Annotated in this window: 18 protein-coding genes and 1 pseudogene; 4 read left to right on the top strand and 15 right to left on the bottom strand. The window is 67.0% G+C overall.

From position 1 onward, the window contains the following. Positions 1 to 20 precede the first annotated feature (20 nt). Positions 21 to 1,106 carry an adenylate/guanylate cyclase domain-containing protein gene (locus AC0IZS_RS15110; protein ID WP_471636349.1) on the top strand — a complete coding sequence of 362 codons (1,086 nt, stop codon included), beginning with the start codon at positions 21 to 23 and terminating at the stop codon, positions 1,104 to 1,106. Positions 1,107 to 1,122: 16 nt separating this feature from the next. On the opposite strand, the gene AC0IZS_RS15115 is transcribed toward AC0IZS_RS15110, so the two are convergent. Further along, positions 1,123 to 1,848: a haloacid dehalogenase type II gene (locus AC0IZS_RS15115; RefSeq protein WP_471636350.1), complete on the bottom strand. Its 726-nt coding sequence runs from the start codon at positions 1,846 to 1,848 to the stop codon at positions 1,123 to 1,125. Between the two features lie 239 nt (positions 1,849 to 2,087). Between AC0IZS_RS15115 and AC0IZS_RS15120 the strand changes: the two genes are divergently transcribed. From AC0IZS_RS15120 to AC0IZS_RS15130, 3 genes and pseudogenes are all read left to right on the top strand, one after another. Beyond that, entirely contained in the window at positions 2,088 to 3,320 is a 1,233-nt protein-coding gene (locus AC0IZS_RS15120) for an MFS transporter (protein WP_471636351.1), read from the top strand. A 133-nt stretch (positions 3,321 to 3,453) separates the two neighbouring features. Continuing rightward, positions 3,454 to 4,685, top strand: a pseudogene (alaC, locus tag AC0IZS_RS15125) (alanine transaminase). 176 nt (positions 4,686 to 4,861) lie between these two features. Beyond that, positions 4,862 to 5,383, top strand: a complete 522-nt coding sequence (locus tag AC0IZS_RS15130) for a GAF domain-containing protein (protein ID WP_471636352.1) — start codon at positions 4,862 to 4,864, stop codon at positions 5,381 to 5,383. Here the strand turns inward: AC0IZS_RS15130 and AC0IZS_RS15135 are convergent. From AC0IZS_RS15135 to AC0IZS_RS15200, 14 genes are all read right to left on the bottom strand, one after another. Further along, a complete protein-coding gene (locus tag AC0IZS_RS15135; RefSeq protein WP_471636353.1) occupies positions 5,373 to 6,275 on the bottom strand; it encodes a hypothetical protein in 903 nt (300 codons plus the stop codon). The genes AC0IZS_RS15130 and AC0IZS_RS15135 overlap by 11 nt on opposite strands. Before the next feature lie 202 nt (positions 6,276 to 6,477). Continuing rightward, positions 6,478 to 7,581, bottom strand: coding sequence for a M14 family metallopeptidase (locus AC0IZS_RS15140; RefSeq protein WP_471636354.1), 1,104 nt, complete (start codon positions 7,579 to 7,581; stop codon positions 6,478 to 6,480). A gap of 45 nt (positions 7,582 to 7,626) precedes the next feature. Then, positions 7,627 to 8,466, bottom strand: coding sequence for an urease accessory protein UreD (locus AC0IZS_RS15145; RefSeq protein ID WP_471636355.1), 840 nt, complete (start codon positions 8,464 to 8,466; stop codon positions 7,627 to 7,629). 69 nt (positions 8,467 to 8,535) lie between these two features. Beyond that, positions 8,536 to 9,897: an FAD-binding oxidoreductase gene (locus AC0IZS_RS15150; RefSeq protein WP_471636356.1), complete on the bottom strand. Its 1,362-nt coding sequence runs from the start codon at positions 9,895 to 9,897 to the stop codon at positions 8,536 to 8,538. A 228-nt stretch (positions 9,898 to 10,125) separates the two neighbouring features. Beyond that, the gene (locus tag AC0IZS_RS15155; RefSeq protein WP_471636357.1) at positions 10,126 to 11,022 is read right to left on the bottom strand and encodes an ABC transporter permease; all 897 of its coding nucleotides are present in this window, start codon (positions 11,020 to 11,022) and stop codon (positions 10,126 to 10,128) included. Beyond that, positions 11,019 to 11,852 (bottom strand): ABC transporter ATP-binding protein, encoded by an 834-nt coding sequence (locus tag AC0IZS_RS15160; RefSeq protein WP_471636358.1) that lies wholly within the window; start codon positions 11,850 to 11,852, stop codon positions 11,019 to 11,021. The genes AC0IZS_RS15155 and AC0IZS_RS15160 overlap by 4 nt, the downstream gene beginning before the upstream one ends. A 74-nt stretch (positions 11,853 to 11,926) precedes the next feature. After that, entirely contained in the window at positions 11,927 to 12,931 is a 1,005-nt protein-coding gene (locus AC0IZS_RS15165; protein ID WP_471636359.1) for an ABC transporter substrate-binding protein, read from the bottom strand. 79 nt (positions 12,932 to 13,010) lie between these two features. Next, on the bottom strand, positions 13,011 to 13,874 hold the full coding sequence (locus AC0IZS_RS15170; protein ID WP_322595091.1) for a creatininase family protein: 864 nt from the start codon (positions 13,872 to 13,874) through the stop codon (positions 13,011 to 13,013). 37 nt (positions 13,875 to 13,911) lie between these two features. After that, positions 13,912 to 14,382 carry a RidA family protein gene (locus tag AC0IZS_RS15175; RefSeq protein ID WP_428002269.1) on the bottom strand — a complete coding sequence of 157 codons (471 nt, stop codon included), beginning with the start codon at positions 14,380 to 14,382 and terminating at the stop codon, positions 13,912 to 13,914. Beyond that, on the bottom strand, positions 14,379 to 15,713 hold the full coding sequence (locus AC0IZS_RS15180; RefSeq protein WP_471636360.1) for an amidohydrolase family protein: 1,335 nt from the start codon (positions 15,711 to 15,713) through the stop codon (positions 14,379 to 14,381). The genes AC0IZS_RS15175 and AC0IZS_RS15180 overlap by 4 nt, the downstream gene beginning before the upstream one ends. 10 nt (positions 15,714 to 15,723) lie before the next feature. Continuing rightward, complete coding sequence (locus AC0IZS_RS15185; protein WP_471636361.1) at positions 15,724 to 16,311, bottom strand: NAD(P)H-dependent oxidoreductase; 588 nt, start codon at positions 16,309 to 16,311, stop codon at positions 15,724 to 15,726. A 16-nt stretch (positions 16,312 to 16,327) separates the two neighbouring features. After that, positions 16,328 to 16,633, bottom strand: a complete 306-nt coding sequence (locus AC0IZS_RS15190) for a 2Fe-2S iron-sulfur cluster-binding protein (RefSeq protein ID WP_471636362.1) — start codon at positions 16,631 to 16,633, stop codon at positions 16,328 to 16,330. Positions 16,634 to 16,766: 133 nt separating this feature from the next. Then, a complete protein-coding gene (locus tag AC0IZS_RS15195; RefSeq protein ID WP_471636363.1) occupies positions 16,767 to 17,471 on the bottom strand; it encodes a TetR family transcriptional regulator C-terminal domain-containing protein in 705 nt (234 codons plus the stop codon). A gap of 19 nt (positions 17,472 to 17,490) precedes the next feature. Next, positions 17,491 to 18,021, bottom strand: a complete 531-nt coding sequence (locus AC0IZS_RS15200) for a nucleoside deaminase (protein ID WP_471636364.1) — start codon at positions 18,019 to 18,021, stop codon at positions 17,491 to 17,493. Positions 18,022 to 18,069: the final 48 nt, after the last annotated feature.

Raw genomic sequence — 18,069 nt, forward strand, 5'->3', positions numbered from 1 at the left:
GTGGAACCAGCTTGCCGCCCATGCACAAAGAATTCAACCACGATGCCCTGCGCCGCCTGCAGGCGCTGATTGCCCGCGAGACGGGCGCGCCGCTCAACGAGGCGGCCACGGTCGAGATGGCGGCCATCCTGCGTGGCAGCGAGGGGCCTGACGGCGTGTTCAATGAAAGCCTGTCGGTGGCACCGCGCGAGGTCACCATCCTGCTGGCCGACCTGCGCGGCTTCACGGCGCTGTCGGCATCGCTGCCGGCGGGCGTGGTGATCCCTGCGCTCAACCGGTGCCTGGCCATGCTCAGCGAGGTGGTCTTCAAGCACGGCGGCGCCATCGACAAGTTCATGGGCGACTCCATCATGGTCCTCTTCGGCGCACCCGTGGCGCGCGAGGACGATGTCGACCGCGCCCTGATGTGCGCCGTCGAGATGCAGATGTCCATGCGCGACCTGAACCTGGCCCACATGCGCGAGCGCCTGCCCGAGGTTTTCCTGGGCATCGGTGTGAACACCGGCACGGTGATGGCGGGGCGTTTCGGCTCCGACGTGTATTCCGAATACACCGTCATCGGCGAAGAGGTCAACCTTGCCTCGCGCATCGAGGCCTTCAGCCTGCGTGGCCAGGTGCTCATCAGCGAGGCCACCTACCAGCGCTGCTGGGGGCTGGTGTCGGCATCGGCCCCCATGCAGGTCTACGTCAAGGGGCGCCAGCAGCCCGTGGGCCTGCGCGAGCTGGTGGCCATCCCCTCGCGCAAGCTCAAGGTGCCGCGCCAGGAGTTCCGGCGCAGCCACCGCGTGGACACGCGCCTGCCCTGCCTGTGCCAGCGCATCCAGGACAAGATCATCGTGCCGCAGATCGTGCATGCCGCCATCCGCGACATCGGCTACCACGGCCTGTTGGTGGAGCTGACCGAAGAACTGGCTCTGCACAGCGAGCTCAAGCTCGAATTCGACCTGACCCTGGTCGAATACCACGCCACCGACGTCTACGCCCGCGTCATCACCTTGAAGCCCGAGGGCGGGCAGTGGCTGGCGGGGTTGGAGTTCACCTCCATCAGCCCCGAGTGCCATACCAAGGTGCAGATGTTCGTGCAGCTGCTGGTGGCGGCGCGATAGGTTCCGAGGCCTGCGCTCAGCAACCCAGCCGCTGGGCAAGGTCGAGGATGCTGGACGTGTGCAGGTCGTTGCCTGGCTGCGGCGTGCAGTCCTTGGGGCGGGCTGCGCCCAGTTCCAGCGGCCGCTCCACATAGATGGTGCGCAGCCCGCAGGCGCGCGCAGCCTCCAGGTCGTCATGGTGGGTGGCCACCAGCGCCACCTGCGCGGGTTCCAGGTCAAAGGTGCGCGCCACGCCCAGGTAGGTGTCCGGGTGGGGCTTGTACGCGCGGAACACCTCGGCGCTCAGGATGCAATCCCACGGCAGGCCCGCACGCTTGGCCATGTGGGTCAGCAGGCTGATGTTGCCGTTCGACAGCGTGGTGATGGTGAAGCGCGTCTTGAGCCGCGTGAGCCCGGCCACGCTGTCGGCCCATGGGTCCAGCCGCTGCCACACATGGTTCAGGTGCCAGCGCTCGGCCTCGGTGAGGTGGGTCAGGCCGAATTTAGGCAGTATCTCGTCGAGGATGCCGCGGTGCAGCGAGTCGATGCGCGTCCACCCCTGCTCGCCACGCATCACGCGCGCCATGGCCGGCTGGTAGCCGCTGCGCCAGGCGATGGCAAAGGCATCTCCATCCACGGCCGGGTACAGCGCCTGCATCTCGCGCACGATAGAGCCGTGCCAATCCACCACGGTGCCGAAAATGTCGAAGGCCAGCACCTTGACGGTGTCGGCAATGTGGTCGGCTGTGCTGGGTGTCGTCATTCGCGGTCCTTGGTGGGAGGAGGGGCGTGCTCAGTCAACTAGCGTAGCAGCCCCGCTGGCGAGGCCTGTTCACCAAGGTTACAGATATCCCCGCCCCTGCAGCGCAGCGCGGGGCGTGCTATGGTTACATGAATCGGGTTTACCCCCGTAACTCCGTTTCTTCCCCACCCTGTGCTTCTCCTGCGCCCGCCTGCCCATGGCTGGTGCGGCGTCGCCCTGTTGCCGTTGCTGCTGCCGCCATGACCGCGCCCCTGTCCCCCACGTCGTCGCCCATCGCCCACACCCCTACCGACGACCGCACCCTGGTGCGCGCCGTGCTGGCCCTGGGGGTCGGCGGCTTTTCCATCGGCACGGGTGAATTCGTCATCATGGGCCTGCTGCCCGAGGTGGCGCGCGACATCAACGTGAGCATTCCGCAGGCCGGCCACGTCATCAGCGCCTATGCGCTGGGCGTGGTGGTGGGCGCGCCCGTGCTGGCCGTGCTGTGCGCCAACTGGGGGCGGCGTGCGCTGCTCATGGCATTGATGGTGGTGTACGCCCTGGGCAACTTCGCGTCGGCCCTGGCACCGGGCTACGGCTCGCTCAGCGCCATGCGCCTGTTCACCGGCCTGCCACACGGCACCTACTTCGGCGTGGCGGCCCTCGTGGCCGCCGCCCTGGCACCCCCGGGGCGCCGCGCGCGCGCCGTGGGCTGGGTCATGCTGGGGCTGACCACCGCCACGCTGGTGGGCGTGCCCATTGCCGCCGCGCTGGGCGAGCATTTCGGCTGGCGCGCGGCCTTCGTCTTCGTGGGGCTCATTGCCGTGGCCGCCGTGGTCATGGTGCGCCTGTGGGTGCCCGAGATGCCGGCATCGCACGGCGCCAGCCCCCTGCGCGAGCTGGGCGCCCTGGCGCGCAAGCAGGTGTGGTTCACCCTGGGCATCGGCGCCATCGGCTTTGGCGGCATGTTCGCCGTGTTCAGCTACATCAAGCCCACGTTGCTGGAGGTGGCCGGCATGCCGCCCGCGCTCATGCCCTTTGTGCTCGCGCTGTTCGGCCTGGGCATGGTGGTGGGCAACATCGTCGGCTCGCGCATGGCCGACAAGGCCCTCATGCCCACCGTGGGCAAGGTGCTGCTGTGGTCCATCGTGGTGCTGGCGCTGTCCGTGCCTGCAGCCCACCATCCCGTCACGGCTGCGCTCTCCACCTTCTTCCTGGGCACCCTGGTCGCCATCGGCCCCGCGCTGCAGATCCGCCTGATGGATGTGGCGGGCCATGCGCAGACCCTGGCTGCCGCGCTCAACCACTCGGCCTTCAACGCCGCCAACGCGCTGGGCGCCTGGCTGGGCGGCATGTCCATCGCAGCCGGCCTGGGGTGGACTTCCACGGGCTGGGTGGGCGTGGTGCTGGGCATCTGCGGCGTGGGCATCTTCGCGTGGTCCATGTCGAGCGAAAAGGCCACCACACGCGCCAGCGCAGGCCTGAAAGCCTGAGCGTAGCGGCGGTGCGACACCGCCGCAATGTGAGGAACGAATACCGCGTTTGATGTACATTGAATGCGGGCCGGCCTTTCTGCCAGCCACGTCGCTCGGACGGTTCCGGGCGCTTACGTGAAAGTTCACCAGCATGTCTGCTTCTCAGGGCAAGCGCCGCTTTGCGCGCATCGATCGCCTCCCCCCTACGTCTTCAACATCACGGCCGAGCTTAAATTGGCTGCCCGCCGCCGTGGCGAGGACATCATCGACATGAGCATGGGCAACCCCGATGGCGCGACCCCGCCGCACATCGTGGCCAAGCTCACCGAGGTGGCCCAGCGGCCCGACACCCACGGCTACTCCGCCAGCAAGGGCATCCCCCGCCTGCGCCGCGCCATCAGCCACTGGTACAAAGACCGCTACGCAGTCGACATCGACCCCGACACCGAGGCCATCGTCACCATCGGTTCCAAGGAGGGCCTGGCCCACCTGATGCTGGCCACGCTGGACCGGGGCGATACCGTGCTCGTGCCTGACCCGAGCTACCCCATCCACATCTACGGCGCGGTGATCGCCGGGGCCGACATCCGCAGCGTGCCCGTGGCGCCCGATGTCGACTTTTTTGCCGAGCTCGAAAAGGCCATCCGCGGCAGCTACCCCAAGCCCAAGATGATGATCTTCGGCTTCCCCAGCAACCCCACCGCGCAGTGCGTGGAGCTGTCGTTCTTCGAACGCGTCATCGCCTTGGCCAAGAAGCACGACATTTTGGTGGTGCATGACCTGGCCTACGCCGACATCGTGTACGACGGCTACCGCGCCCCCAGCATCATGGAAGTGCCCGGCGCCAAGGACGTGGCCGTGGAGTTCTTCACCCTCTCCAAAAGCTACAACATGGCCGGCTGGCGCGTGGGCTTCATGGTCGGCAACCCCGACCTCGTGGCCGCGCTCGCCCGCATCAAGAGCTACCACGACTACGGCACCTTCACTCCCCTGCAGGTCGCCGCCATCGCCGCGCTGGAGGGCGACCAGCAGTGCGTGAAAGACATCGCCGCCCAGTACCAGCGCCGCCGCGACGTGCTGTTCAAAGGCCTCACCGAATCGGGCTGGGCCGTGGACTGCCCCAAAGCCAGCATGTACATCTGGGCCCGCATCCCCGAACCCTACCGCGCCCTGGGCTCGCTCGAATTCGCGCGCCAGTTGCTCGACAAGGCCAAGGTCTGCGTATCGCCCGGCATCGGCTTTGGCGACCAGGGGGATGAGTACGTGCGGTTTGCGCTGATCGAGAACGAGGCGCGTATCCGGCAGGCTGTGCGCGGGATTCGGGCGATGTTCAAGGCCGATGGGTTGTTGAAGGTGCCTGCGGTGGCGGCGACAACGGCTTGATGCTGCAGTGATGACGGCCTGCCCGGTATGGGCAGGCCCGCGAACGAGGAGCGGTGGGCGGGCAACCAAACCGTCTCCTCCCGTTGCGCAGGGCCATCATCGGGTCGCGTGTGATTCGATACGCAACAGACGTTCGCTTACGACAGTCTGCCCAGTCGCGGTTTAGACTGATGGGTATGCACATGCTCGACTACAACCCCGACGACCTGGACGTCACCATTTCCGAAATGCTGGTCGCCACCAGCGACTCTGCCGACCATGAGCTTCCCGCTGTGGTACCGGCGGTTCTGAAACTGCTGCGCAAGCGCCTGGGCATGGACGTGGCCTTCGTCTCGCAGATTGCAGACGGCCGCCGCACCTTCAAGGCGGTGGACAGCGCGCCCGATTTTGCGCCCGTCGTGGCGGGCATGTCTGACCCGGCCGAAGAAAGCTGGTGCCAGTATGTGGTCGAAGGCCGCTTGCCAGAAAAGATCGACAACGCCGTGCCCCTCGTCAAGGCAGGCCAGGCGCCCGACCCCGGGTTCGACATCGGCACGCATCTGAGCACCCCTGTACGCCTGGCAGACGGCCAGGTCTATGGCACGCTGTGCTGCTTCAGCCGGGGCGTGCAAAAGGATGCAGATATTGATCGGCTGCGCTACACCGCTAACCTGTTGAGCGAGAAGTTGTCGCCTGGCGCAATACAGATCACCGGCTGAATCTGCTCAGTGGCACATCGCTACTATCCGCAGCTATTGTCATTTCCATGGCATGCAGGAGCGCGGCGAAGCGCTGTGCATTTTCCGGTACATGCTCGACCATGAAAAATTCGGCATAGTAGTTTCGGGCGATCAGCGGCCTATTCTTCAACAAGTGCCTTTTTATATCGGTGAGCGTAGACGCAGCTCCGGCTCCCTTCGCCTTGACATACATGCGCATGGCTGCAGCCTTCAGTTCCTTCGTATGTGTCGCGTTTCTGAGATATTCCAGCATCAGATCTTCGAACCAATTCTCCGCAAGTAGAAATACCATGTGTCCTTGCTCAAGCTGATCTTGATTCATCGTGGTCAATGCCGAATCCAAGTTTTGTGAGTGGATCACTTCCCGATAAAAAATCCGAAACCTGTTTAGAAGATCGCTACCCGACAGGTCATGCGAAGGCCCCAGCAATGCATAGCAGGGGGCTCCTCTGCTCAGCGTTACTCCAGAGATGAAGTTCACGCCAAAGCATGCTGATACTGACAGCAGCAGGTTAAAGTCACTAGCCTGGTTTAAAGGAATTAACGCGTCACAGATTTCCCGCCAGTGAAGTTTTCCACTACGAAAGTGAAGCCCGAAATCGTCTTCACCGTGTGCCTCTACATGCAATATTGGACGCAGGCCTTCATACTCAGCACGCGTCGCCAGACTCGCAACAACCGCTCGAAAGTCATCGGGTGTCGCCACTTCGGAGTACGAAACAGTGATCGGCGTTTGCGAGTCTTCAAGCTGTCCGCGGAGATACCCTGCCAGCTCGCGGCCGGTCAGAAATTCGCTGGTTGCAAGCGATTCAACAATAGCAATATGGTTGACCTTGAACGTGTGCGATCGAGCAGCTTCATTGGCTTCCATTTTTGAACTATAGGTGTTACTCGGGGCATGGGTTCAGCATGTGAACTCTCCCTGGATCGTCCATATCGCGACGCATCCCCACTAAAGCATAAACCCTCTCCGGCCAAGTCACCCGAACTGCACTGACATGTGCGAAGGCGGGGAATCGGTCCGGGAATGCCGTACGTCAACTGCAATCCAGCGCGCCTGGGCCCCAGCCCCTTCACCCCTTCCGCAACCCCTGCACCGTCTGCAACAACACCACCCGCGTCTGCCCAAGCACCATGCCCTTCCACTCCTCGTTGTCGCAGTAAAACGCGTCGCGCAACTGGGCGCGGATCTCTCGCTGCTGCGCTGCCGGCGCCTCGGGGTGGCTGCGCAGCCAGGTGTCTGCGCGCAGGCGCAGCAGCATGTCTGCCTCGGGCAGGGTGCCAAACTCCAGGCCCATGGGGGCGATGCGGGCGTTGGGGCATTCGTCGAAGGCGGTGGTGACCACGGGGCCCGACACATCGGCCGAGGCCGAGTCGCCGGAGAAGGGCGAGAACACGTCGGCGCCCCACCATGACTGGGCCAGCGCCAGGTCCTCGGGCGTGTTGCGGCCGGGGTAGATCTTCTCGCCGTGCCCGTAGGGGCCCAGGCCCGTGTGCACGTCGATCCAGCCCAGGTGCGTGGCGGCTGCCACGTACTTGCGCAGGATGGCGCGGATGGTCTTGTTGCTCCACGACGGCGCGGTGCCGCCGTAGAACAAGCCGTCGGGCGAGGTGTACTGGCCCTTGAACACGGCATTGCGGAAGGCGGCGAGGCCATGCTTGGCAATATAGGCGTCCACGGCCGCGTCGTCGGCGGGCGTGGGCGGCCAGGTGGTGGGCAGCATCAGCGGCTCCACGTCGGCATACGCCGCGTTCACCGGCAGCGGCGCGGTGAAGTCGATGTGGTTGCGGTTCAGGTCGATGTTGTCTTCGTTCGTGCGGTGCAGGTGCGAAAACCCGTGCGGGTTGACCGCATGCACCAGCAGCAGCGCCACGCCGGCCTGCCCCAGGCGTGCCAGCAGGTCGGCATCATAGAGTGTGGCCACCTGCGTGCCCGATCCGCAAAAGCCTTCGGGCCCGTGCGTGCCCGAGGTGACGAGCAGGATCTTCTTCGCATCCATGGCGCCGATCAGCGCGACGTCGGTGGCCAACTCTTCGCCCAGCGCGCCGCGGTGGTCCGGGTGCACGAAGGATTTGATGGTTGCGCCGCTCTGGGCTGCGGCACTAAGAAACTTGGCGCGGGCTTCGGCATACGTGCCCGAGAAATACCGCGTGGCGCCGCTGGGTTGTATGGACATGGTGCGTGGGGTTCCTGTGTTGTGGCGGGTGTGGGTCCGTTGGGGCTACATCGCCCAGACGCGTGGCGCCTCGCCCTGCAGTGCCCACATCTGCTGGCGCCAGGCCATGCGCACGGCCTTGAGCAGCTTCATCGCCGGCTCCACCTGCGGCGCCAGCACGCGCACCACCACCATCTGCGCATTGGGGCTGGTGGCGCCTGCGGTGGCAGTCAAGGTCGGGTGCGCATCCATCACCGCCCGCGCCGCATCCAGCGCGGCGTCGCGGCGGTTGCGCTCCAGCGCGCTGCCGGCGGCAAAGAACATGCTGGCCATGCAGCGCTGACCAGCCAGGCCCAGGGGGCTTTGCAGCAGGCGCTCATCGGCCGCGTCGATCACGCCGCGCTCCAGCCACAGGCCGGGCACGGTGAGGTGCTGCACGAAGCGGCCCTGCACGAAGGGCTGTTCGGCATGGGGCAGGCCCAGGGCCGTCACGTCCCAGCCCATGCATTCGGCGCCAGGGGCCAGGTTCAGGGTGAGGTGGTTCTCGGCATTGCAGGCGCTGTAGCACAGGGCTTCCAGCGGCAGCCATTCCAGGCGTGCGCCTTCGCCCAGCGTGAGGTGGCTGCGCTGCAGCGCCAGCGGGCCGGTGGAGCGGTAAAAGCGCGTGGCCCCCGGCGTGGTGACCAGGCCGTGCGCGCCCGGGCCCACGGTGGCGGTGATGTCCAGCGTGTCGCCGCCCACCAGGCCGCCGGGCGGGTGCACCAGCACGTTGTGGCAGATGCCGTCGCCCTCGGGGTACAGGCTTTGCAGGATGCGCAGCGGCCCGTTGTGCTCGTAGCGCGCCACGGTGCGGGTGGTGGGGCCTTCAACGGTGTAGTCGAGCTGCAGGCGCGCGTGCCAGGACATGGATGGAAACTGCTATTAAATGAATAGCTGATTATGCCTTCGCCCCGCCTGCAGCCGCTGCGCCAGGGGCTATGCGGCTTTCGCCACCGGCGGCACCCAACTGCGCAGTTTTCCGGGGTTGAGCAAACCTTGCGGATCAAAGCGCTGCTTGATACCCACCACGGCGGGGTCCAGGTTGTTCTGCTTGCCGTCTTCCACGATGTACACGTGCGGGTTGTTGATTTGCACGCCGTGGTCGCGGTAGATCTGCATGATCTGGTTGAGCCGCTCTTCGGTGCTGTAGCGGATGAGCTGTAGCCCGCTGCAGTTGAAGGCGCCTTCCTTGGTGCGCAGAAACTCCAGGTGCATCATCACCTCGCCGCCCAGGGCTTTTTCCAGCGCCTTCACCTGCTCCAGCCGGGTGGCGGGGGTGAAGCCGCTCTGGATGTAGGTGAGCGATTTGTCCACCTTCAGCGCGTGCAGGGTGGTGTGGTTCCAGGTGTATTCGAGCAGGGTCTTGTGGCTCTTGTCCACCTCGTCGGCGGTCTTGCGGTAGCTGACGCTGCCGCCATGTTTGGCGGCCATGTCGCGCATGCCGTCTTCCGAATGCGGGGCCACCAGCAGCATCACCGCATGGCAGCCCTTGGGCAGGTGCTCGGCCAGGCTGGTGAAGTAGTCGGGGATGGGCGCGGCCAGAAAGCACACCTCTTTTTTCTCCAGCCCCGGCGCGGCGCCAAAGCGGTCGGCAAACTCCAGCGCGGCATCGAATTCGGTGAAGGTGACGATGCATTCCGTCCACGCCACCGTGGGGGTCAGCGCCACTTCCAGCTCCAGCACGATGCCGTTGGTGCCGTAGGTGTGGTGCAGCAGCATGGCCTCGGGGCCGCGCAGCTCGATGACTTGGGGCTCGGGCTCCACCGTCATGGCGCGCACCGCCAGCACGTTGCCGGGCGCGGCCAGCGGGCCGTGGTTGATCGACCCGGCGCCGCCAAAGCCGCCGCCGAATAGCCCGCCCAGCGTGGCGCTGCGGTAGGTGGAGGGCAGCCAGCGCAGCTCCTGCCCCTGGGGCTTGGCCTGCGCGTCGAACTCCGACAGGCGGATGCCGGCCTGCGCCCGGCCCACGCCGCCGCGCACCCAGCCAAAGCCGTTGTAGCCCGACAGGTCCAGGATCACCCCGCCATGCAGCGGTGTGCTTTGCCCGTAGTTGCCGGTGCCGCTGCCGCGCACGGTGAGGGGCATCTGCGCCTTGGCACAGGCCGCTACCACCTGGCGGATCTCGTCCTCGGTGCGCGGGCGCACGGCAATGTCGCCGCGCTTGCCGGCCAGGTCGCGCTTGAGCACGGGGCTGAACCAGGCAAAGTCCTGCGACAGGCGGCCCACGCGCAGCGGGTCGGCAATCCAGTCCAGGCCGGGCAGTTGTTCGGGCAGTTGGTGGGCGGTGGTGGTGGTCATGTCTGTATCTCCTGGGCCGTCGGCGGCCGGTTTGGGAAAAAGGGGGCCTGCACCGCGCGCGAAAGTGCGCAGTGGCGGTGAAGGGATGGCTCAGTTGTTCGGCGCGTTACGCGCCATCCACAGACGTCGAACACGCGCGGCCCATGCCAGTGCCGCCGTGCAAGGGCCGCCCCGCCGCAGGGGCGGCGTCCCCCTGGGGGGAAGGCGCGCAGCGACTCAGGGGGCTTCTCAATCCATCGAGTTTTCGCTGGCGTGCCAGCTGCCCAGGGCCACTCGGGTGCCCCAGGCCATCAGCGCGAACAGCGCCACGCCGGTCAGCGATATCAGCAGCAGCGCGGCGAACATGCGCGGTATGTTCAGTTGAAACCCTGCCTGCAAAATCTGGTACGCCAAACCCGCGCCCTGGCCGCCGGTGCCGGCCACGAACTCGGCCACCACGGCGCCGATCAGGGCCAGCCCGCTGGAGATGCGAAGCCCCCCGAAGAAGTAGGGCAGCGCGCTCGGTATGCGCAGGCGCAGCAGGGTCTGCATGCGCGTGGCGCGGTTGAGCTGGAAGTAGCTTTGCAGGTCGGGCTCCACGCTGCGCAGGCCCAGCGTGGTGTTGCTGATGATGGGGAACAGGGCGACCAGTGCGGCGCAGATCACCATCGACGCGGTCGGGTCCTTCACCCAGATGATAATCAGCGGTGCCACGGCTACGATGGGCGTGACCTGCAGCAGCACGGCGTAGGGGAACAGGGCCGTCTCGATGCGCTTGCTCTGCACGAACAGAAACGAGATCAGCACCCCGGCCACGGTGGCCACGCCAAAGGCCAGCACCGTGATCTTGACGGTCACCCACAGCGAGCCACCCAGGGCCGCCCAGTCGGTGAACAGCGTCTTGAGCATGAGCAGGGGCGACGGCACCAGGTAGGGCGGCAGCTCCATCGCCGTGACCAGGCCCTGCCACAGCGCAATGAGCACCAGCCCCACCAGCAGCGGGTAGACCACGCGCTGCACGCGCGGCTGGGCCATGAGGGGGATGCGCGGTGCGGCGGGCTTGGCTGGGGCTGGTGCGCGCGTGGGTGTGCTGCGCTCTGCGGTGGCGGGCGCCGCGATGGGCGCTGCAGGGAAAGGCGTGCTCATGCTGCGGTCTCCTCTGTGTCTGCGCTGGCGCGCAGCAGGCTGTCCTGCAGCTGCTTGGCGTAGCGGCTGAATTCGGGCGACACCATGAAGTCGGCCGTGCGCGGGTAGGGTGCGTCGATGGTGAACTCTTCCACCACGCGGCCGGGGCGCGCGGCCATCATCACCACGCGGCTCGACAGAAACACCGCCTCGTGGATCGAGTGGGTCACGAAGATCACGGTGAGTTTTTTCTTGCGCCACAGGTCCAGCAGGTCGGCGTCGAGCTTGTGGCGCGTGATCTCGTCCAGCGCGCCAAAGGGCTCGTCCATCAGCAGCAGGTCGGGCTGGGTGACCAGGCCGCGCGCGATGGACACGCGCATCTGCATGCCGCCCGACAGGGCGCGAGGCAGCGCGCTGGCAAATTTCGACAGGCCCACCAGGGCCAGGGCCTCGGCCACGCGACCATCGGCCTCCTGGCGCGGCACGCCGGCCAGGTCCAGCGGCAGGCGCACATTGGTCTGCACGCTGGCCCAGGGCATGAGCGTGGGCGACTGGAAGACGAAGGCCATCTTCTTGCCGCTTTCGTCCAGCTGCGCCACGGGCTTGTGCCACAGCTGCAGCCGGCCATCGGTGGGCTCCAGCAGGCCGGCCACCATCTTCAGCAGCGTGCTCTTGCCGCAGCCCGAGGGGCCGAGCAGGGTGACGAACTCGCCTTCTTCGATGGTCAGGTCCACCGGCAGCAGGGCCTGCGTGCCGTTGGGGTAGGTCTTCTCGGCCGACAGCACCTGCACGGCGGGCGTGGGGCGGTGGGCTGTTGTCGGTGCAGAAGGGGTGGGCTCGGCGGAATGCATGGAGTGGCCTTTCGATGGATGCGGCCCGCCCCGCTGCGCGTGGGGCAGGGCCGCTGTTTCAGGGCAGGGTGGGCTTAGGGCAGAACCTTGAGGTCCTTGACGAAGCTGGTGCTGTACGTGTCGGCCAGCTTCACCTTGGCGGGGTCGATCAGCTTGGACTCGACCAGAAAGTCGTAGCTCGCCTTGGCGCGTGCGTCGGTCATGGTGCCGATGCCCATGCTGGCCGCGTCGCCGCCCGTCACCATGCCCATCTCCTTGAGCTTGGCCACGCTGTAGGCCAGCTGTTCGTCGGTCATGTTCGGGTTGTCCTTCTTGATCAGTGCGTTGCCGGGGGCGGGGTCGGCCAGGTAGCTCTTCCAGCCTTCCATCGACGCCTTCACGAACGAGGCCACGGCGGCGCTGCGCTCCTTGAGCGTCTTGTCCATGCAGCTCACGGTGGTAGCGTAGGCGGGGTAGCCCTGGTCGCTGAACATCAGCGTGTTGGCCTTGACGCCGGCCTTGGCGATGGCAAACGGCTCTGACGTCAGGTAGCCCTGCTGGGCGGTGTTCTTGTCGGCCACGAAGGGCTGGATGTTGAAGGTGTAGGGGCGCGTCTGCGAATCGGTGAAGCCGTACTTGGCCTTCAGCCAGGGCCAGTAGCCGCGCTGGGCCGACGAGGCGATGAGGATGGTCTTGCCCTTCAAGTCCTCGAACTTCTTCACGTCGTCATGCGCGATCAGCACCTGCGGGTCTTTCTGGAACACCGCTGCCACCGTGGTCACAGGCACGCCGCCCTCGCGCATCTGGATCATCTGCAGGTCGCTCGATCCCATCACGCACTCGGCCTGGCCGGCCGCCATCATCTGCACGATGTTGACCTGCGGGCCACCCATCTTGATGCTCACGTCCAGGCCGTACTTTTTGTACAGGCCCGTGGCCACAGCCTGGTAGAAGCCGCCGTGCTCGGCCTGCGCGTACCAGTTGGTCATGTAGGTGAACTTTTCCTGCGCCTGGGCAGTGCCCGACATGGTGCCGGCGGCACCAACAGCGAGCAGCGCGGCTGCACCAAGTTTGGAAAGGCGGGGGGCGGTCTTCATCATGGCAGTACTCCGTTAGGTGGGGAGAAGGGACGAAACAGGTGGCGAAAAGGGGTGTGGGGGTGCGGCTGCGTCGCAGTTTTCAGGCCAGTGCGGAGGAGTTCTCCACATGGCCCGTGTGGTTGGCGCGGCCCCAGGTGGGTTCGGGGCGTGCTGCCCACTGCAGCTTGTGCAGCTCGGTGATGGCGGCGGCCCAGCTCACGGCCAGCGAGTCAAGGATGGCGTGGCCTTGTTCGGCCGTGGCCGGCAGCGGGTCGCCGATGATGCCGCTGGGCCCGAAGTCGCGCGCGCTCCAGGCGCAGGCGGGGCGGCCGTCGGGCGAGAGCAGGGGCGAGTCGAACACGGGCGGGTAGTTCACCACCGCGCGCTCCATGTGCACGGTGTCGGGGGCCAGGGCCAGCATCAGCGCCGTCTCGGCATGGCCGGCGTGCATGGCCAGCTTCTTCTCCTGCTCGGACAGGTACTTGCCCGCCACGTGCGGCACGCGCCAGGTGAAGCTGGGCACCACGATGAAGTCGCCATGGCGCAGGCGCAGCTCGCGCGCGCACATCTCCATCACCTGCGGCTGGCCGCCGTGGCCGTTGACGAACAGCAGCTTGCGAAAGCCCGCGCGGTAGACCGACTCGCCCACCTCGTTCATGGTGGCCAGCAGGGTCTCGCCGGAGAGGGTGATGGTGCCCGGAAAGTGCAGGTGCTCTTCGGACTTGCCGTAGGTGATGGGGGCCATGGCAAACGCCGGCACCTCGGCCGGCAGGCGCGCCAGGGCATGGCCCACCACGCCGGCGCTGATCACCGTGTCCACCGCGCAGGGCAGGTGCGGGCCGTGCTGCTCGGTGGCGCCCGTGGGCAGCACGATGACGGTGTTCTCCTTGTCCGGCAGGTCGACGATCTCGGTCCAGCTCAGGTAGGGCAGGTAGCGGTGGGGCGGGTTGTAGCCGTGCAGCATGGATGGGCTTTCGTGAGGAGGGTGTGGGGGCGATGGGTCAGCGCAGCGGCAGGTACGCCGTGGCTTCGACTTCGATCAGGATGTCCGGGGTCGGCAGCATGCCGCTGACCTCCACCACGGTGGAGGCCGGGGGCTCGCCCGGGAAGAACAGCTTGCGCACGCGGCTGTACTGGGGAAAGTGGTCCAGGTTCTTGAAGTACTGCACCAGCTTGAACACGTCGGACATCTGCCCGCCCGCGGCCTCGATGGTCAGGCGGATGCGGTCGAGCACGTACCAGCTCTGCGCGAGGATGGGGCCTTCCTTGGTGTCGCTGCTGAACTCGCCGGTGCGGCCGATCAGCGTGGCCGCCTCGTCGGGGATGTCGGCATAGCCGCGCACGATGCGGCTGGCCGCCGGGTCGACCGCGATGATCCCGGACAGGAACACCAGGTCGCCCGCGCGGCGCCAGGCGGCGTAGCGGGCCAAGGGCTGGGCGATGCCTGGGGTGTTGGGTGCGTTGTCGCTCATGCAAGGCTCCGTGCAGGGATGGGGGTGGATGGTGCGGGGGTTGCATTCGCCAGGTGCCATGCAGCGCCGGCGTGGCCGCTGGTGACGCGGCCCTGGCGCAGCACCACGCGGGGCTGCGTGCGCGAGGGAAAGCCCCAGCGGTCGGCCTGGTTGAAGACGATCAGGTCTGCCGCGCTGCCGGGCTGCAGGGGCAGGGCATCGGGCCCGCGGCGCAGCCAGTCGGCACGGCACAGTGCTTCGGACCAGCGGTCGAACGGCGCGTCGAGCTGCGCGGCCAGCACGCCGGTGGCCAGGGCCTCCAGCGGGTCGAAGCTGCCCACGGGGCAGAACGGGTCCTGCACGTTGTCGCTGGCCACCAGCACGGGGATGCCGCGCGCATGCGCCTCCTTCACCAGGGTCAGGCCGCGCAGGCGCGGCGTGCGGCCGGTGGTGGCGTCCTGCAGCAGCAGGTTGGTGATGGGCAGGGTGACCAGGGTGATGGGGCTTGCCGCCACGGCGTCGAGCGTGGCCAGGGCGGTGGCCTCGTCCTGCGCGGCCAGGGCGCAGGTGTGGCCGCAGACCACATGGCCTTCGAAGCGCAGTTCCTTGAGCAGCGCGGCCGTGGTGGCCAGGCCCAGGGCGCCGGGGTGCAGTTCTTCGTCCACATGCAGGTCCACGTCCAGGCCGTGGTGCTGTGCGGCCTCGAACAGGTGGCGCAGGGCCTGCGGGCTCCAGTTGGTCGAATGCACGAAGCCGCCCAGCAGCGCGCCCGGGCCGCTGGCAGCCACGGTGGCGGCCAGTTGCATGGCGGTGGCGCGCTCGGTGTACAGGTGCAGGGGGATCAGGCCCACGCGCTCCAGCGTGATGCGGCCGGCCCATTCCTGCGCCAGCTCGCGCAGCACGCCCCAGGCCAGGGGCTGGGCCTCGGGCTCCCACCAGTCGCAGTGGGTGCGCACATGCACCGTGCCGGCCTCATGGGCCCATTGCAGGGCGCGGCTGGCACGCTGGCGTATGTCGGCCTCGGTCCAGCCCTGGCGGTCGACCATCATGGCCTCGATGGCGCCCAGCAGGCCGGGTTGGACGGTGCCCATGCGCGGCAGGGTGAAGGCCTTGTCCAGATGGGTGTGTGCATCCACCAGGCCGGGCAGCACCAGCGCGCCGGCCAGGTCCCAGGTGCTGCCCTCGGGCAGGGCGCGCGCGGGGTCGTGCGGCACCATGGCCTGGATGCGGCCCTGGGCCAGGTGCAGGTCGGCCAGCGCGGGCTGGCCAGCGCTGGCGGGCCAGGTGCGAGGCAGCAGCCAGCGCGGCAGGCGGGCGTTGAGGATGTGGTCGGGGGCGTTGGAGGCGTGCATGCTGTCCCCCTTATGCAAAGCGCGCCATGGCCTGGCCTACACGGGCCTTGAAGGCCTCCAGCCGCGGCGGGGTGGCCACGTTCATGTGGTAGTAGGCGTGGTAGTCCACCCGCGCCTTGCCGCCCGTGAGCAGGCGCATGTAGCGCGTGACGGACTTGCGCGGCGGGTCACCCATGAGCAGGGCCGTCCAGCGCGGGCGGCCATAGGTCACCACGGCCGAGATGCGCTTGATGTGCGTGAGCGATGGCTTGACGTTGTGCGGGTCGCTGATGTCGAAGGCCACGCCGGGCATCAGCACCCTGTCGAAAAAGCCCTTGAGCATGGCCGGCATGCCAAAGCACCAGGTGGGAAAGCAGAACACCACGGCCTCGGCCTGGAGCAGCCGGTCCACATAGCCCTGCACCGGCAGGCGGTTGCTCGGCACCTCGTGGTAGCCCAGGCGCTCCTCGCGGCTGAGCACGGGGTTGAAGTCTTCGGCATACAGGTCGCAGTCGTCCACCTCATGGCCGGCCGCGAGCAGGTTGCGCACCACCTCGTCGTGCAGGGCGGCGTTGTAGCTGGTCTCCACCGGGTGGCAATAGATCACGAGGATGCGCATGGCGGGGTGTCCTTCTTCAGAGGTCGAGCGTGAGCGAGGGGCCGTGGCTGCGCGCGCAGCACACGGCCACATGAGTGGCCTGCTCTTCGGGGCTCAGGCAGCTGTCGCGGTGGTCCGGGGCGCCCGCCAGCCAGCGCGTGGCGCAGGTGCCGCACACGCCCTGCTCGCACAGGGTGTCGATGGCGATGCCGGCGAGCTGCAGCACATCGGCCATGCTCTCGCCGGGCTCCACGGGCAGCCGCAGGTGGCTGCGCGCGAGCACCAGTTCAAAGGAGGCCTGTTCCGTGGCGGGTAGCAGGGTTGCCGTGGCTGGGGTGTGCATGTTTGACCACTTGATTTGATCGATTGGTCAAACTATTGCAAATGCTGTGCCAGCAGGGCTTTCGGGCTATTGCCTGCTTTGCCTGGGTCAAAGCGCTGTGCTGGGGTTCTGCTACGCCCGCAAGCGTGCAGACCTATTCACTCTGGTGCGAATCGGGTGCGAGGCCGCAGCCCAACAGCACGAAGTTGGTGAGCTCGCGCACGATGGGCTCGCGGTCTATCGTCTCCTCGGGCGCCAGGCCCAGCATGATGTGTACCTGTACGCCGTAGTCGGCGTAGTGCTGGGTCATGCCCCAGATCTGCATGAGCAAGAGGCGCGCGTCCAGCGGGCGCATGCGGCCCTCGGCGATCCAGCGGTCGATCAGATCCACCTTCTGCTGGGTGGACTTCACGGCCACGGGCCAGTACCTGCCCAGGTTGCGCCCGCCGCCTAGCACCTCGGTGGTGAAGATGCGCGACAGGCCCGGGTTGTCCAGCGCGTAGTCGAGCTTCTTGCGCACGTAGCTGCTCAGCACCTTCTTCGGGTCGTCGCTCTGGCTGTCGAACTGGAAGGCGCCCGACCAGCCGTTGAGCACCGAGTACAGCAGCTCTTCGTAGAGCTCTTCCTTGCTGGCGATGTAGTAATGCAGCTGTGGCTTGGTCAGGCCCGCACGCTCGGCAATCGCCTTGGTGGACGCACCCTTGAAGCCATGGCGGCTGAACTCGGCAATCGCCGCCTCGCGGATGGCGCCCAGGATGCGCTCGCGCCCCTGCTTGGAGCGGCTGAGCAGGGTGCCGGAGACGACATTGCTGCTGGTCTCGATGTCGGCTTCATTCACGGGCGGGGCGTTGGTCGGCATGGAAGGCGATTGTCGCTGGTCACGATTTCCAGAAGCCCACATGCGGTGCGCTGGCCTCTTCGATCAGGGCCGGCCCGATGCATTCAATGGCGTGCGGCGAGGCGGCGAACACGTCGCGGCACGAGAGTTCGGCGTCGCGCTGCTCGGCCCGCTCGCCGCGGAACTCGCGCAGCCGCACCGCGTCGATGCCGAACACCACGCGGCCGATGCCCGACCAGAAGATGGCGCCTGCGCACATCACGCAGGGCTCGGCCGACGAATACAGCGTGGCCTGGGCCAGCGCATCGCGGCCCAGGCGCGGGCTGAGCTGGCGCACGGCATTGGTCTCGGCATGGCCCGTGCAGTCGCCCGTCTCGCTCGCGTTGCAGTAGGCCTCGGCCAGCAGCGTGCCGTCGCCGCCGATCACCACCGCGCCAAAAGGCCGGTTGCCGCGTGCGCGCGCCGTGCATGACCAGGCGATGGCCTGGCGCAGGTAGGTGCCGTCGGTGTCGTCGATGTCGGCCGGGTCATCGAGCTGGTAAGTCGGCGCTGCGGACATCAGGGCATGCATGGGGTGTCTCCGTCGAAGGGTTGGCTTGCCCCCGTTATGCATTTGGCA

The sequence above is a fragment of the Acidovorax sp. AC410 genome (genome assembly GCF_979253235.1).

Coding starts and splice junctions, on each gene's coding strand:
- AC0IZS_RS15140 (WP_471636354.1), bottom strand. CDS start 7,581: ATGTCCATACAACCCAGCGGCGCCACGCGGTATTTCTCGGGCACGTAT.
- AC0IZS_RS15190 (WP_471636362.1), bottom strand. CDS start 16,633: ATGCACACCCCAGCCACGGCAACCCTGCTACCCGCCACGGAACAGGCC.
- AC0IZS_RS15160 (WP_471636358.1), bottom strand. CDS start 11,852: ATGCATTCCGCCGAGCCCACCCCTTCTGCACCGACAACAGCCCACCGC.
- AC0IZS_RS15155 (WP_471636357.1), bottom strand. CDS start 11,022: ATGAGCACGCCTTTCCCTGCAGCGCCCATCGCGGCGCCCGCCACCGCA.
- AC0IZS_RS15170 (WP_322595091.1), bottom strand. CDS start 13,874: ATGCTGCACGGCTACAACCCGCCCCACCGCTACCTGCCCTACCTGAGC.
- AC0IZS_RS15175 (WP_428002269.1), bottom strand. CDS start 14,382: ATGAGCGACAACGCACCCAACACCCCAGGCATCGCCCAGCCCTTGGCC.
- AC0IZS_RS15130 (WP_471636352.1), top strand. CDS start 4,862: ATGCACATGCTCGACTACAACCCCGACGACCTGGACGTCACCATTTCC.
- AC0IZS_RS15110 (WP_471636349.1), top strand. CDS start 21: ATGCACAAAGAATTCAACCACGATGCCCTGCGCCGCCTGCAGGCGCTG.
- AC0IZS_RS15165 (WP_471636359.1), bottom strand. CDS start 12,931: ATGATGAAGACCGCCCCCCGCCTTTCCAAACTTGGTGCAGCCGCGCTG.
- AC0IZS_RS15115 (WP_471636350.1), bottom strand. CDS start 1,848: ATGACGACACCCAGCACAGCCGACCACATTGCCGACACCGTCAAGGTG.
- AC0IZS_RS15185 (WP_471636361.1), bottom strand. CDS start 16,311: ATGCGCATCCTCGTGATCTATTGCCACCCGGTGGAGACCAGCTACAAC.
- AC0IZS_RS15120 (WP_471636351.1), top strand. CDS start 2,088: ATGACCGCGCCCCTGTCCCCCACGTCGTCGCCCATCGCCCACACCCCT.
- AC0IZS_RS15195 (WP_471636363.1), bottom strand. CDS start 17,471: ATGCCGACCAACGCCCCGCCCGTGAATGAAGCCGACATCGAGACCAGC.
- AC0IZS_RS15200 (WP_471636364.1), bottom strand. CDS start 18,021: ATGCATGCCCTGATGTCCGCAGCGCCGACTTACCAGCTCGATGACCCG.
- AC0IZS_RS15150 (WP_471636356.1), bottom strand. CDS start 9,897: ATGACCACCACCACCGCCCACCAACTGCCCGAACAACTGCCCGGCCTG.
- AC0IZS_RS15180 (WP_471636360.1), bottom strand. CDS start 15,713: ATGCACGCCTCCAACGCCCCCGACCACATCCTCAACGCCCGCCTGCCG.
- AC0IZS_RS15145 (WP_471636355.1), bottom strand. CDS start 8,466: ATGTCCTGGCACGCGCGCCTGCAGCTCGACTACACCGTTGAAGGCCCC.
- AC0IZS_RS15135 (WP_471636353.1), bottom strand. CDS start 6,275: ATGGAAGCCAATGAAGCTGCTCGATCGCACACGTTCAAGGTCAACCAT.